Source organism: Streptomyces aquilus, assembly GCF_003955715.1.
GTDB classification, from domain to species: domain Bacteria; phylum Actinomycetota; class Actinomycetes; order Streptomycetales; family Streptomycetaceae; genus Streptomyces; species Streptomyces aquilus.
This window is the reverse complement of sequence record NZ_CP034463.1, coordinates 4,169,347-4,184,679: the sequence shown is the minus strand read 5'-3', so window position 1 is coordinate 4,184,679 and position 15,333 is coordinate 4,169,347. Positions and strand designations below refer to the sequence as shown.

Annotated in this window: 5 protein-coding genes; 4 read left to right on the top strand and 1 reads right to left on the bottom strand. The window is 66.7% G+C overall.

Features of this window, described 5'->3' with window-relative positions; genetic code table 11:
* The first annotated feature begins 126 nt into the window (after nucleotides 1-126).
* A complete protein-coding gene (locus EJC51_RS19185; protein WP_126272212.1) occupies nucleotides 127-711 on the top strand; it encodes a Uma2 family endonuclease in 585 nt (194 codons plus the stop codon).
* On the opposite strand, the gene EJC51_RS19180 is transcribed toward EJC51_RS19185, so the two are convergent.
* A complete protein-coding gene (locus EJC51_RS19180; RefSeq protein WP_126272211.1) occupies nucleotides 708-2,639 on the bottom strand; it encodes a glycosyltransferase family 2 protein in 1,932 nt (643 codons plus the stop codon). The two genes, EJC51_RS19185 and EJC51_RS19180, sit on opposite strands and share 4 nt — an antisense overlap.
* Before the next feature lie 652 nt (nucleotides 2,640-3,291).
* Between EJC51_RS19180 and EJC51_RS19175 the strand changes: the two genes are divergently transcribed.
* The 3 genes from EJC51_RS19175 to EJC51_RS19165 all read left to right on the top strand — a co-directional run bounded on the left by EJC51_RS19175 (nucleotide 3,292) and on the right by EJC51_RS19165 (nucleotide 15,329).
* Complete coding sequence (locus tag EJC51_RS19175) at nucleotides 3,292-4,704, top strand: FG-GAP repeat protein (protein ID WP_244362733.1); 1,413 nt, start codon at nucleotides 3,292-3,294, stop codon at nucleotides 4,702-4,704.
* A gap of 38 nt (nucleotides 4,705-4,742) precedes the next feature.
* Nucleotides 4,743-8,390: a LamG-like jellyroll fold domain-containing protein gene (locus tag EJC51_RS19170; RefSeq protein ID WP_126272209.1), complete on the top strand. Its 3,648-nt coding sequence runs from the start codon at nucleotides 4,743-4,745 to the stop codon at nucleotides 8,388-8,390.
* Between the two features lie 99 nt (nucleotides 8,391-8,489).
* Nucleotides 8,490-15,329: a polymorphic toxin-type HINT domain-containing protein gene (locus tag EJC51_RS19165; protein ID WP_126272208.1), complete on the top strand. Its 6,840-nt coding sequence runs from the start codon at nucleotides 8,490-8,492 to the stop codon at nucleotides 15,327-15,329.
* The last annotated feature ends 4 nt before the right edge of the window (nucleotides 15,330-15,333 follow it).

The following is a 15,333-nucleotide window of genomic DNA, read 5'->3' as shown; positions in this document are numbered from 1 at the left end:
CGAAGGTAGGTTAGCCTAACCTCAGATCTTGTCCAGGGGGCGGGGGTCGCTCGGCCGGAAGCTGGGCGGGTTCTGTGGGGGTCGGATCGCATGAGCGTGAGGCGAATTGCTCACTATCCTTGGCTCATGGACTACGCGAAGATGCGTGCGATCGCCGAAGACCTCGGTGCCCATGCTGAGCGCCTTGAGGGATCGTGGAGCGTAGAGATCGGTCCGTCGGGCCCGATACTGGCCATGATGTGCCCATCAAAGCGTCACGAGGGCACGGTCCGCCGCATTCGTAACCAGCTCAACAAGCAGCTTCCTGCCACTCACCCCGGCTACGTCTGTGAGAACGGCCCCGAGATCGAGCACCCGGAGATCGGTCGCATGCGTCGCCCTGATGCTGTGGTCATTCCGGAGTACGTGCTCGACGAAGAAGGCCTTGCTGTCGACGCCACTGAAGTCCTGGCCGTCATCGAGATCGTCTCGCCGTCCAACCCCAACAACGACTACGGCGAGAAGCTCACCGAGTACCCCGCCATGGGCATCGCCCACTACCTGATCGTCGACCCGCGCACCGGCACCATCGAGGTGCACTCGGACCCGTGCAAGGGACGTTACGCCCGCAAGGACCCCTACATCTTCGGGGACTTGGTGCCGTTCGGGCCGTGGACGGTGGAAACGGCGGAGTTCCGGCGTTACGGCAAGGCGGGGGACGGCGGCGCCTAGCGGCCCAGCCGCCCCCGCATGGACCGCACCCGACGGTTGTCACCCACCGCGTCGAGGAACCGCCGCCCGGCGCCGGCTTCGTACGCCGGACCCTCCAGCCGCAGCAGCACACCGTCACGAACGACGGCGTAGGCGACCGGAGCCTCCGCCTTCGGGAAGGTGACCGGGTGACGTCCGTCCGGAAGCTTCTTCAGTCTTGCGGGCAACCGTAGCCGCGCCGTTCCGTCGGCGCCGGGAAGCAGCTTGGCCTCGGTCTTCAGGGTGCCCACGGTCACCTCGATGGGGAGCGGAGCGCCGGCCGCGGCGGCCATGTACGGGAGCCCGAGCGAGCGTCGGGCGCGCTGGGGGTTCGCGGCGACGAGAGCGTCCGTGTCGGGGCCGAGCTCGCGCTGACGCTGGTCGATGTCGAGCGCGAGCTGGCCCTTGACGGTCCAGTACGGGATGGCGAGCCGGCCACCGGTCAGGGCGGGCCCCGACGTGGCCGGGGTGCCCGGTTCTTCGTCGCCGGACACGCGGAGCATCCGGTCGACGCCCAGCAGTTGGACGTACGCCCACACGTCGTGCACCCCGCGCTGCAGCGGTCGGCCACCGGCCAGCCGCTCGGGGTCGAGGTGCAGCGGCCCGGTGGCGACGACCTGCGAGCGGCCGTCGCCGAGCGGCACCAGCCGCACCTCGAGGTCACCCTCGGGGTACCACCAGTCCTCGCGGTCGCGGTCCTTGACGACCAGCTCGCCGTAGGCCAACCGGAACGGATCGGGAACCTCCCAGCCGTCCTCGGCGCCGGGCACACCGTCGATCAGCTCGGGGTCCAGCCACCACTTGCCGTCGCGCTCGACGAGGGTGAGGGGCTCGCCGTCGCCGCGCAGCAGGTCGAGGGTGACGTCGGCGACGAGCGCGCCGCCCTCCCATCGCAGTCCGGCGACGGTACTCCGGGCCTTCACGTCGCGGACGCGTGAGGCGAGCGCGACGGCGCCGTCGAAGTCGCCATTCTCGAGGAGTTGGGCTCGCAACCGGGACACGGCCGGCAGACCCTCCCGTACGGCCGGGGGGAACTCCTCCAACGCCAGCTCGCGGGCCGCGTCGAACCTCTTTCGCTGTTCGGCTGGGTCCTCGCGCAGGATCTCGGGCTCACGGGCCCGGGAGAGGACTTCGATGTGGTACAGGCGGTGCAGCAGCCGGTTCTGCAGTGCGTCGATGTCGTCGGAAGGGGTCGTGCCGCCCTTGATCTGGCGCACGATGGTGCGGGCGTTGGCCCAGAATCCGTGCCTCGGGTTGAACCGGTGCTGGGTGTTGTTGCCGCCGTCGTCCCGCTTCATCCAGTAGTAGCAGGGATAGTCGGCGAGGATCGAGATCCGCTCCGCCTTCAGGTAGGCGGCACTGACGAAGAGCAGGTCCTCCAGGATCCAGGGCCCCTTGGGGAACTGCAGCCCGTGTTCCTCGACGAACGCCTTCCGGAACATCTTGTGCGGCGACATGCTCTGCATGAGTTCGTCGTTCTCGATAGTGCAGGCGTCCACGGTGTGCCGGAACAGCCGCCGGGGCCGCACCATCGTGCTGGACATCTTGCCGATCACCACATCGGCGTTGTTCCGCTTGGCGTGCTCGTACAGTCGCTCCAGGGCCTCTGGCCCGAGCGTGTCGTCATGGTCGACGAACTGCACGTACTCACCGCGTGCATGCCGCATGCCGAGGTTGCGGGGTGCGCCCGGCCAGCCAGAGTTCGGCATGGTGTGGACCTGGACGTTCGGGTGTTCAGCGGCGATCTTCTCCAGCCGACCCAACGTGTCATCCGTCGATCCGTCGTTGACGTAGATGACCTCGTACTCGTCGGCGGGCAGACTCTGCCCGAGCAGCGACGGGGCGCACTCGTCCACGTACTTGCCCGTGTTGTAGACGGGGACGATCACGCTGACCTTGATTCTCGGCATTCCACGGACCCTACCCGGCCGCCCGCGCACTGGCGGACCGTTTACTGAGCGAAGTTTTGACTCGGGTGCGGAATTGAGTGCCGTATTTACCGCACCGGCGCCTTGAAGTCCTTTGTCGAAGAATTGATGCGTAATCGATTCGGCGTCCGTCGAGACCTGTCGCGATGGACGTTCCGAAGCTGTTCGCAAAGGAGATCTTTTACTTTCCGTGAACCTATCATGACCTCCCCGCACGTGTCAGGTGAGGATCATGTGAAGTATCAGCCAACTTGGCCGGTCGATGGCCAAGTTGGCCGCTTTATGTCCGGATTGAGAGTTGAGAGTCCCCTTCGCTCTCTTTGCAACCCGTAAGAGGGGATCATGACTCTCTGTGTACCTGTTGTATGCAGCCAGTTTTTCGGAAAGTGTTGACGGTCTGCATTTTCCTCGCATTTACTCTCCTCTTACGTCATTCACAGGGTTGCCTCACTTTGGCGCGCCCGAAGAGATAATGAGGGGTGGGAGTGTGCGTACGCGTACACATCTGGCCAGGGGGCTGGCTGCTTTGGCGGGCTTGTCTCTGGCCGCTTTGGGGGTCGTGACGCTGACATCGCCGGAGGCGGTGGCGGCTACCTGTACGGCGGGGACAGCGAACGACTTCAACGGTGATGGCGTGGGCGACACGGTGCTCGCAGACCCGGATGCCACCGTCAACGGTGCCAAACGAGCCGGGCTCGTGCGGGTGGTGTTCGGTGGCGGCAAGGGTGTCTCGGAGATCTCCCAGGCCACCTCGGGAATGGCCGCGACTCCGGAGACCGGTGACGGCTTCGGCACCTCCTACGCCGTCTATGACGCCGATCTGGACGGCTGCGCCGATCTGGTCGTGGCCGCACCATACGAGGATGTCGCCAGCGGCAGCACGCAACTCGTGGACGCCGGGGCGATCTACGTCATCCACGGCACCGCCACAGGGATAGGTGCCGGCTCCAAGATTGAGGGCTACACCCAGGGCGAGTTCAACCCCATCAGCACGACCGAGGCCTACGACTGGTTCGGTTACGCGCTCAAGGCAGGCACGACCGCGAGCAACGCTCCGTATCTGGTCGCCGGAGTCCCCGGAGAGAACATCGCGGTGAACGGCACGACATACAGCGACGCCGGACTGATCGAGTACGCCCAAGGCAGCACCCGGATCGGCGTCTCCCAGAACTCCGCCGGAGTGACGGGCGCGATCGAGGCGAACGACCGCTTCGGCTCCTCGCTGGCCGGGACCAACCGCTACTTCGCCGTCGGTAGCCCGGGGGAGTCCATCGGCGACGAGGAGTTCGCCGGGGGCGTCCAGGTGTTCAGCCACACTCTCTCCGGCGGCATACCCACGCCGCTCCTGGGCTTGGACCAAGACAGCACCGGGATGACCGGTACGCCGGAGGCCAACGACGGTTTCGGCACCTCGATCTCTATGACCGGTTACCGGCCGAGTGACCAGACGTACAACTCCGACGTACTGCTCGCCATCGGAGTGCCGGGCGAGGATGTCGGAACAGCGGCGGACGCAGGTGGTGTCTCGGTCGTGCGCATCCAGCCGTCCGGTGCCTTCACCCAGGTCACGGCTATGGACGGCAACACTCCTTCTGACCTTGAAGGCGATGCCGTCGCCGGTGACTTCATGGGGCAGCGCGTCGCGATCACCAACACCGACACCAACGTCGTGACCACCTCGGCCACGGTCCGTCTCGCCGTCGGTGAACCCGGCAAGGACGTGGGGACGGTCAAGGACGCGGGGGCCGTCCACATCATCCGGCCACTCGACGCGGCCATCGGCACCGCCGACAAGATCCTGACCCGGGGCTCGGGGCTGCCCGGCACGGCGACGGCGCGGGACTACACGGGCATGGCCCTGAGTGCCGGATCTACCTACCTCTACGTGGGTGTGCCCTACAGCAAGGAATCAGCCACCTCCAAGGGCGTGCTCTACGTCCGGTCCTGGACCGATGTCGATGGCACGACCAGCACCGGGACCACCACCTATCGGCCTGGCTCCGGCGGACTGCCCGACGCGGGCGCGGCACTCGGAGCGATGCGATGAGTACTGAGCCGAGAAGCAGCAGAAGAAGGCACACCATCATGAGATCCCGCACCTCGGTGCGGCGCGGCTCTGTCGTCGCAGCAGTCGTGGCGGCCCTGCTCGCCCCGGGGCTGAGCGTCGTGTCCGCCCCTACCGTCGCCGAGGCCGCGACGGACACCGACACCCCGGCGCTCTCCCCGAACGACGCCCAGGCCAAGGCGGAGAAGTCCGGCAAGCCGATCGAGATACTCAGCCTGCGCGATGAGTACAGCACCACCGTCGCCAATCCCAACGGCACCTTCACGACCAGGGAGTACGTCCAGCCCGTCCGCACCCGCAAGAACGGCGAGTGGACGGACATCGACACCACCCTGGTCAAGCAGAAGAACGGTACGATCGCGCCGAAGGCCACGCTGTCCGCCATGTCCTTCTCCGGTGGTGGCGACGACCCGACGTTCGCGTCGATCGAGAAGGACGGGCGCGCGCTCTCCCTCGACTGGCCCGGCAAGCTCCCGAAACCGAAGCTGGACGGCTCCACCGCCACCTACGCGAACGTCCTGCCCGGAGTCGACCTCAAGGTCACCGCGAGCGCGGAAGGCTTCTCGCACGTCCTGGTCGTCAAGACCAAGAAGGCGGCGGACAATACTGAGCTCGCCGCCCTCGAACTCCCCGTCGACACCTCGTTGTTGGATGTCACCGCGCACTCCGGCGGCGGGCTGACCGCCACCGACACTGGCTCAGGGGGCACGGTCTTCGAGGCGCCGCAGCCGCTGATGTGGGACTCCGCCGGTCAGAAGAGCGACGGCACGGACACCACGGAAGCCCCCACCGGCACCGACGCGACTCCGCCCCAGGGCGCCCAGGTCGCCGACGTCGCCGTCGATGTCTCGGACGACGCCCTGACCCTCACCCCCGACCAGGACCTGCTCACCGACGCGGACACCGTCTACCCGGTCTACATCGACCCGGTGGTCAAGACCGCCAACCGCAGCGCCTGGACCATGGTGTCCTCGTACTACTCGGGCAGTTCCTTCTGGAAGTTCGACGACAACGAGGGCGTCGGCAAGTGCCCGTCCGACGTGTCCGCCCTCTGCGCGTCCGCCACCGACATCAAGCGGCAGTTCTTCGCGATCCCCACGGCGACCTTCGAGGACAAGCACATTGTCGAAGCCCAGTTCGCCGTGACCCAGGTATTCACGTACAGCAGCTCCGCGCGCGAGGTGCAGCTGGCCCGGGTCAACAGCTCCGGGGCGAGCGCGATCAACTCCGGTACGACCTGGTCGAACCAGCCGTCGTCGAAGGAGACCATCGGCTCCAAGTCGCCCACGGACAACGCCGGTTCGTGCACCTCCACGAACCAGAACGTCCGCTTCGACGTCACGGGCACCGTCCAGAAGGCCGCCGACAACGGCTGGGACACCACCACGTTCCGCCTGAAGGCGGGCAGCGAGTCCGACACGTCGTACTGGAAGCGGTTCTGCGGCAACGCGCACCTGGAGGTCACCTACAACCGGCCGCCGCTCCAGCCCGACCAGGACGACCTGAAGATGAAGCCGGGTGGTTCCTGCGAGTACGGCAGTGCGACCGAGCACTACGTCACCGAGGCGCCTCGAGTCACCGCCGTCATCAAGGACTACGACCACAACGACACGGGCTCCAACACCGAGTCTCTTCAGGCGCAGTTCAAGGTCTGGTGGACCAACAGCTCCGGTACCGAGGTCGTCCACTACGCCACCACGGCGAAAAAGAGCACGGTCGGCGTGACCAAGGGCAGCCAGACCGGTCAAGCCACCTTCTACTACACCATCGGATCGGACGTCACCGGCGACGGCGAGGCGGGCTTCACCATCCCGTCGAACACCACCATCGCCTGGGCGGTGCGCGGCAAGGACGACACGACCAAGAAGGACGGCACCGTCGACCCATCCGCCTACGGCGCCTGGTCCACCGACGGTGACCAGAGTCGATGCGAGTTCATCTACGACACCAGCAAGCCGAAGTCGGCCAAGGTCACCTCGACCGAATACCCGGACGACGAGAGCTGGCATGCCGGCGTCGGCGACTACGGCAACTTCACGATGGACTCGCCGTCCACCGACGTGACCGGCTACACGTACTACTTCACCGGCCCGCAGGCCGACAGCGCGAAGAAGAAGATCGCCGCGGAGTCCACCGGCGGTCCGGCGACCGTCCGCTGGATGCCGCCGAGCGAAGGCTCGTACACCCTGACCGTCACGGCGGTCGACGGAGCCGGGAATCCGCAGAAGACGCCGACCTCACATGTCTTCTTGGTCAGCGACGGCCGCGCACCGGTCGCCGCCTGGAGCCTCGGTGACGCAGCAGGCTCGACGAAGGCGGCCGGTGCGAGCGGCGCACCCGATGCCACGGCCGGTTCCGGCGTCACCTTCGGAGGCGAGGGACCGCTCGGCTCCACGGACACCGCAGCCTCCTTCGACGGCACTGACAACGCCTATCTGGACGCGGGCAAGCCCGCCGTCGACACCGGCTCCACCTTCTCGGTGAGCGCCTGGGTGAAGCTGCCGTCCAAGCCCACCGCCAACATGACCGTGGTCAGCCAGGACGGCACCGGCCAGCCCGGCTTCGAGCTCGGTTACGACGTGGACAGCGCGTCTTGGACCTTCCGCATCTCGGTCAGCGACATGGAGTCCCTCGGCACCTGGAAGGTCTCCGGGGCGACGGCTGTCGTCAACAGTTGGACGCACCTCATCGGTGTGTACGACGACGAGCTCGGCAAGATGATGCTGTACGTCAACGGCCACGTCGTCGCTGACGACGTCCAGGCCCGACAGTCCGTCTGGAGCGCTTCCGGGGCATTGCAGGTCGGCCGCAAGCTGGACCTCGACGGCTACACAGCTCCCCTCAAGGGCAGCGTCGCCGACGTAAAACTCTACGACCGGGTTGTTCCGCCCGTCGAAGGTCAGGAGATCGGCGGCATCCAGCCGCACCAGCTGTCCTACTGGCAGCTGGACGAAGAGGCTTCCCGCTTCTCCCCGGAAACGGGCGGCGGCACCAGCCTGACCCTGGGCGGCGGCGCCAAGATCTACCAGCCGAACGACTCCTGCGACCCCGAGGCCGACCCCGACTGTGTGCCGCCGGCCGAACCCCTCTGGGGAGACGGTCACTTGGACCTCAACGGCACGAACGCCTACGCCACCCGCGCGACGGCCGGACCGCTCTCCGCGGAGGACAGCTTCACCCTGACCGCCCGTGCCCGGCTGGCCTCGGCGAGCCCGACCGCGGACGAGACGGTGCTGGCGCTGACCGGCACCAAGGGCAGTGCGATCAGGGTGAAGTACTCGGCGGCCGAAGCCCGTTGGCGGCTGGTGGTGACCGATGCGGACTCCTCGTCGCCGGTGACGACCACGATCCTCGACGCCGGTGACCGGCCGAGTTCGGAGGGCGACGGCGACCACCTGACCCTCGTCTACAACGCTGTCTTCGGCGACGTCCTTCTGTACGTCAACGGGGTCGCGGTGGCTGATGCCGCCTGGGATAACACCTGGGACTTCAGCACCACGCGTCTCCAGGTCGGGCGCAACCTTGCCGGCGCCACCGCGGGGGAGTACTTCTCCGGCGCGGTCGACGAGGTCCGCATGTACCAGGGCCCGTTGGACGCCTCGCTGGTGGCGCTGGTGGCGGTCATGCCGGCCGGCGCCAGCATCTCGGAGACCGAGACCTCGGCATAACACCCCGACAGTGTGGGCGGGCGGCAGCGTGGCCGCCCGCCCACACATCTGGCTGCCTCCTTTCACCTGTCGCCATCCCTCTACTCAGATGGAGATGTCATGTCCTCGCCCCCCTGGTTCCGGTCGGCCAGACCGGCCTGGCGCACCGGCCGTAGACGGGCCGCGCTGCTGCTGGGCCTGTCCCTGTCGATCGGCCTGCTCCCTCAGTACGCACCGCCCACGGCCACGGCTTCGGACGGTCTGACCAAGCCGAAGACACAGGCGAACGATCCTGTCGACGGCAAGAGCGTCAAGGCCAAGAAGTTCAGGAAGGCCGACGAGGCCGAGAAGGCCGCCGTCAAGCAAGCCGACGAGACGCACTGGCCGAAGGCCGGAAGCGCCGAGGTCGACCTGTCCGGCAAGGCGGCCGCCAAGGCCGAGAGCCTGCCCCTCACCGCGAAGTCCGCTGCCAAGGGCGTGGATTCCGTCCGCGTGGAGGTGCTGGGCCGCAAGGCCACCGCCGCCGCCGGCATCGACGGCGTCCTGTTCACCGTCGCCCGCATCGACGGCGAGGCCGCCCGAGGCGCTGCCCAAATCAGCCTGGACTACTCCGACTTCGCCAACGCCTACGGCGCCGGCTACGGCTCCAGGCTCCGGCTCGTCCAGTACCCGGAGTGTGTGCTGACGACGCCCGAGAAGAGGGCCTGCTCGACACCGACGTACCTGAAGAGCGCGAACAACGCGGAGAAGCAGACGCTGACCGCGACCGTGCAGGCGGCCGGTGACACCTCGGGCCCCTCGGCCCAGCTGCTCGCCGCCGGAACGGCCACCGCATCCGCCACTGTCCTCGCCGCGACTTCCGGCAGCAGCGGTGACGGCGGCGACTACAAGGCGACCGGTCTGACGCTGTCCTCCGATTGGGGTGTGAACACCTCGTCGGGTGCCTTCACCTGGGACTACCCGATCACGACACCGCCGGTCCCGGGCGGCACGCAGCCGTCCGTCGGACTGAGCTACAACTCCCAGACGATCGACGGCCAGACGGCCACGACGAACAACCAGGGCTCGTGGATCGGTCAGGGCTTCTCCTACGACCCGGGTTACATCGAGCGCAGCTACAAGGCCTGCGCCGACGACGGCCACGACGACACCAACGGCGACCACTGCTGGGCGTACGACAACGCCACCCTCTCGCTCAGCGGCGGCACCTCGGGTCAGCTCATCAAGGACAGCTCGACCGGCAAGTGGCGGATCAGCTCCGACAACAACTCGAAGGTCGAGCACCTCACCGGCGCCACCAACGGCGACGACAACGGTGAGTACTGGAAGATCACGACCACTGACGGCACCCAGTACTTCTTCGGCCAGAACCGGCTGCCCGGCTACGCGAGCGGCAACGAGGAGACCAACTCCACCTGGACCGAGCCGGTCTACGGCGACGACTCCGGGGAGCCCTGCTACAAAGCGACCTTCGCGGACGCCTACTGCACGCAGGCCTGGCGCTGGAACCTCGACCACGTCATCGATCCGCACGGCAACGTGGCGTCGTACTACTACGGCACAGAGACCAACTACTACACGCAGGGTCTGAAGACCACGGAGAACGGCAAGCCGTACATCCGCGGCGGCTACCTCAAGCGGATCGACTACGGACAGCGCGCGGGCAAGGTGTACTCCACCCAGCCGGCCGCCCGGGTCGTCTTCACCACCGCCGAGCGCTGCATCGGCGACCCGGCCGACTGCGAGCCCTCCGACCTCACCGACGCCACGGCCAGCCGCTGGCCGGACGTGCCCTGGGACCAGAACTGCAAGGCGAACACCAAGTGCCCCGGCCAGAACTCGCCCACGTTCTGGACCCGCAAGAAGCTCACGAAGATCACCACGCAGATCCGTACCGGTGACTCGACGTTCTCCGCGGTCGACGAGTGGAGCCTGTCCCACGTCTTCACGGACAACGGCGACGGCTCCAAGTCCCTTTGGCTGAACGCCATCGATCACGTGGGCAAGGTCGGCACCGCTGCGTCCGTGCCGACCGTTGAGCTGTACGGCAAGCAGCTGGCCAACCGTGTCGACAAGCCCGGCGACAACATTCAGCCGTTCAACCGCTTCCGTCTCTCGGCGGTGAAGAACGAGAGCGGCGGCACGCTCAGCGTCAACTACGCGGCCACCGAGTGCACCGCTGACAACGTCCCGGCCGAGGACTCCTCCACCAAGCGCTGCTTCCCGGTGAAGTGGAACCCGCCTGGCGCCAAGGACCCGGTCACGGACTGGTTCCACAAGTACGTCGTCGAGTCGGTCGTCGAGACCGACCTGACCGGTGGCAACGCCGACCAGGTCACGTCGTACACCTACGTCGGTGACGCGGGCTGGCGCAAGACCAAGGCAGACGGCATCTCCAAGGACGAGTACCGCACCTGGAGCGACTGGCGCGGCTACGGCACGGTCCGGACCGTCACCTCGGACGGCACCAACTCCGCCTCCAACACCAAGACCGAGCAGACCTTCTTCCGGGGCCTCGACGGCGACGTCGACAAGAACGGTGCGTCCCGCTCCGCGACGGTCAAGGACTCCTTCGGCACCTCCTACGAGGACACCGACTGGAAGGCCGGCCAGCAGCTGGAGACGGTCACCTACGACGGCTCCGACGTGACGCAGAAGTCGGTGACGGTGCCGTGGACGGCGGTGACGGCGACCCAGACGGAGGGCTTCGGCACCCGTAAGGCCCGCTATGTCGCGACGACGTCGACGGACTCCTACACGGCACTCGCCGTCGGCGGCTGGCGGCACACCAAGTCGACGACGTCGTACGACGATGCGACCGGCCGCCCGCTCCGGGTGGACGACGACGGCGAGGTGGGTGTCGACGACAACCAGTGCACGCGCACTGAGTACGCGGACAACGCGAGCTTGCACCTGTACTCGTACGTGTCGCGGGTGGAGAAGGTCGGCGTCGACTGCGCGAGCACCCCGGACCGCCGAAAGGACGTCATCTCCGACGACCTGACCTACTACGACGGTTCGACGACCCTGGGCGCGGCTCCGACGAAGGGCGACCCGACCACGGTCAAGCGCCTGCAGTCGCACAACGGCACGACGGCGACATACCAGACGACCGCCGTAACCACGTACGACGACTACGGCCGTCCCCTGGTGGTCAAGGACGCCCAGACGGCGTCCTCGTCGACGACGTACACGTCCTCGACGACGTACACGGACACCTACGGCCTGGCGACGAAGTCGACGACGACCAACCGCCTCGGCTGGACGACGTCGACGGAGTACGCCCCGCAGTGGGGTCAGCCGAAGGCGAAGGTCGACCAGAACGGCAAGCGCACCGAACTGGCCTACGACGGCCTGGGCCGCCTGACCTCGGTCTGGTTGCCGGATCGCATCGGCCTGACCCCGTCGATCACGTATGACTACCTGGTCCGTAACACCGCCCCGACCGCCATTCACACCCAGAAGATCGAGAACGACGGGACCTCGTACGGCAGTGAATGGTCGCTGTACGACGGCTTCTTGCGGCCTCGTCAGGAACAGACGGAGGGCCAGGGCGGCGGTCGCATGGTCGCCGACACCCTCTACGACGGCTCCGGTCGTCTGGTGAAGGTCAACGACACCTACTACGCCACCGGCGCGCCGGCCTCGACGCTCTTCGAGCCGGTCAACGCCGACCTGGACTCGCAGACGGTCACGGAGTACGACGGCGCGGGCCGCGCCATGGCGTCGGTCTTCAAGGTCCAGGGCGAGGAGAAGTACCGCACGACGTTCGCGTACGGCGGTGACCGCGTCACGACCACGCCGCCCTCAGGCGGCACGAAGACCACGGTCGTGACGGACGCCCGGGACCGCACCACGACCCAGATCCAGTACCCGACGGACGGTGACGCGGTCACCACGTCCTACGGCTACGACGACGCGGGTCGGCTGACCTCGGTCAAGGACGACGCGGGCAACGTGTGGTCGTACACCTACAACCAACTGGGCCTGAAGGACACGGCCAAGGACCCGGACACGGGTTCCTCCTCGTTCACGTACGACGAGTTGGACCGCCTGGCGTCGGTCACTGTCAACGGTGACAAAACGTCCACGGTCTACGACGAGTTGGGCCGCCCGGCCTCGACCTGGCAGGGCGAGCCGACGACGGGCACCAAGCTGTCGGTGACCAAGTACGACACCGCCGTCAAGGGCGAGTTGTACGGCGTCTACACGTACAGGGACGGCGCGGTCTACTCGTCCGTGACCTACCCGACGCTCGACGCGGACAACGACTACAAGCCGGTGTCCACGAAGTACTTCCTGTCGAAGACGGCGGAGCCGGAACTCGGCGGTACGTACGAGTACACGACCCAGTACAACGACGACGGCACGGTGCAGGGCCAGGGCCTGCCGGCGGCAGGGGACCTGGGCGCCGAGGCGCTGGGCTTCGTGTACGACGATCTCCAGCGTCCGGTGGGCATCAACACGTCTCTGTCTGGCGGTAGTTATGTGACAGACGCCTCGTACTCCCCGACTTCGAACCTGGAACAGATCGAGCTGTACACGGGCGTCTCCTCGACACCCAAGACGTGGATCACCAACTCCTACGAGACCGGCACGGACCGCCTCACCAACTCGTCGGTGACGGTCGAGGGTGGATCGGCCAAGGCGTACGACGCGAACTACACGTACGACGCGACCGGCAATGTCCTCTCGATCACGGACACCCCGACCGGTGCGGCGAGTGACGTGCAGTGCTTCGCGTACGACGGTCTGCAGCGGCTGTCGGAGACGTGGACGTCGTCGGTGACGCCCAACGACGCGAAGGGCACGGGCAGCACGGATTCGGCGTGTGCGTCGGGTGCGTCGTCCTCGACGGTCGGTGGTACGTCTCCGTACTGGACGGAGTACGGCTACGACTCGCTCAACAACCGGACGAGTGAGGTCCGGCACGGACTGAACGGTGCGGCGACGTCAACCCGTACGTATAAGTACGGCGAGACGGGCTCCGGCCCGAACGGGGCGGCCTCGGGCCCGCACACGGTTTCGTCGGTGACCGAGAAGACGGCGGCGACGAGCACGACACCGGAGGTCACCTCCCAGGACACCTACACCTACAACGCGTCCGGCAGCACCAAGACCCGTGTCCTGTCCGGCGACACCCAGACCCTGGACTGGGACAAGCAGGGCGAGCTGACGACCGTCACGAACGCCGACGGCTCGGTCACGTCGTACAAGTACGACGCGGCGGGTGAGCGCATCCTGCGCAACACCCCGACGGAGAAGACGTTCTACCTGCCCGGCATGGAGCTGCACTACGACAAGTCGACGTCGAAGGTGACGACGACGCGTTACTACGGCTTCGGCGGCGCGACGGTCGCGATGCGGGAGGCGGACGGCGTCCACTTCCTGGCCTCCGACCACCAGGGCACGGCGCAGCTCTCGGTCGACGCGAAGACGGGCACGACAGAGCGCCGCAGGTCGGATCCGTTCGGCAACGCGCGCGACGAGTCGTCGTCTTCGACGTCGGGCTGGGTGAACGACAAGGGCTTCGTGGGTGGCACCATCCAGGAGTCCACCGGTCTGACTACGCTCGGGGCACGCGAATACGACTCGGACACCGGCCGCTTCCTCTCCGCCGACCCGGTCATCAACTACGACAACCCGCAGCAGATCAACGGCTACGCGTACGGCAACAACAGCCCAGTCGTCAACGACGACCCCAGCGGCACCTGCGCCGAGATCGACTGCCCGACGCGGCCGTGCCCCCAGTGCGAGAACAGCACGCCCGGCCATGAGCCAGGACCCGTACGGGTCTCGGCCAACGCGCAGGCGGCCGGAGTCACCCTCGAAGAGGCCCTAGGCTCCGACTCCGCCGCCGAAGTGAAGAAGCGCCAGGCCCAGGCCGCTGCGGCCGCAGCCAAGGCGCGCGCGATCCTCATAGCCAAAGAACTGGCCCAGATCGTTGCGGATGAGTTGGGCATCACCGACGCACTCGACTGCTTCACCACCGGCAGTTTGGGTTCGTGCGGCTCGACCGCCGTCAACATCGTCTCGTCCCTCATCAGCGGCGGCCCGCTCGGCCGGCTCGCCTCGAAGTACTGGTACCGCCTCGACAAGGCCTACGCCCTCGGCAAGCGCATCTACGGGCTGGGCAAGAAGCTCTGGGCGGGCTTCAAGGACTGGAAGAAGACCCAGAAGGCAGCGGAGGCCGCCGAGGATGCCGCGGAAGCCTGCCTGGTCAAGCACCCAAACAGCTTTACCCCGGGCACGCTTGTCCTGATGGCCGACGGCTCGACGAAGAAGATCGAAGACGTCGACATCGGCGACAAGGTGCTCGCCACCGATCCCGAGACCGGTGAGACCAAGGCTGAGACGGTCGCCGCCGAGATCAAGGGCACGGGACTCAAGCATCTCGTCAAGGTCACCGTCGACACCGACGGGCTGGAGGGCTCGAAGACAGCCTCGGTCACCGCCACTGACGGACATCCCTTCTGGGTGCCGGAACTGGGCAAGTGGATCGACGCCACGGACCTGGAACCTGGGGACTGGCTGAGCACTGATTCTGGCACCCACGTCCAGATCACCAGAGTGCAGCGCTGGACGGTCCTGATGGCGACAGTCCACAACCTCACCGTCAGCGAGTTGCATACGTTTTATGTTGTGGCAGGCGACGCCAGCGTCCTGGTCCACAACATGGGGCGCAAGCCTGGGCAGCGGCCGAACTACGATGCAGAGGGACCGCACACTACATTCGTACGGCACGGCGGGACAGGGCAGATCAAGAAGTACGCGGAGTGGGCGCCTCAGTCCAATCCTCGCAACCCAGCTCCGTTTGAACTGGTGAAGCGATTCGACCTGGAGGGACCATTCCACACAAACGCAGACGGTACGAAGGTGGATACTCCTCATATTAATTCTCCGAATGGAGGTGACGCGCGTGCACCAGAAGACTGGGAAAAGCCCCTCGGCTGCCCCTGATGAA

Excerpts from the sequence above, each read along its gene's own strand:
- EJC51_RS19185 (WP_126272212.1), top strand. The coding sequence starts at position 127 with ATGGACTACGCGAAGATGCGTGCGATCGCCGAAGACCTCGGTGCCCAT.
- EJC51_RS19180 (WP_126272211.1), bottom strand. The coding sequence starts at position 2,639 with ATGCCGAGAATCAAGGTCAGCGTGATCGTCCCCGTCTACAACACGGGC.
- EJC51_RS19170 (WP_126272209.1), top strand. The coding sequence starts at position 4,743 with ATGAGATCCCGCACCTCGGTGCGGCGCGGCTCTGTCGTCGCAGCAGTC.
- EJC51_RS19165 (WP_126272208.1), top strand. The coding sequence starts at position 8,490 with ATGTCCTCGCCCCCCTGGTTCCGGTCGGCCAGACCGGCCTGGCGCACC.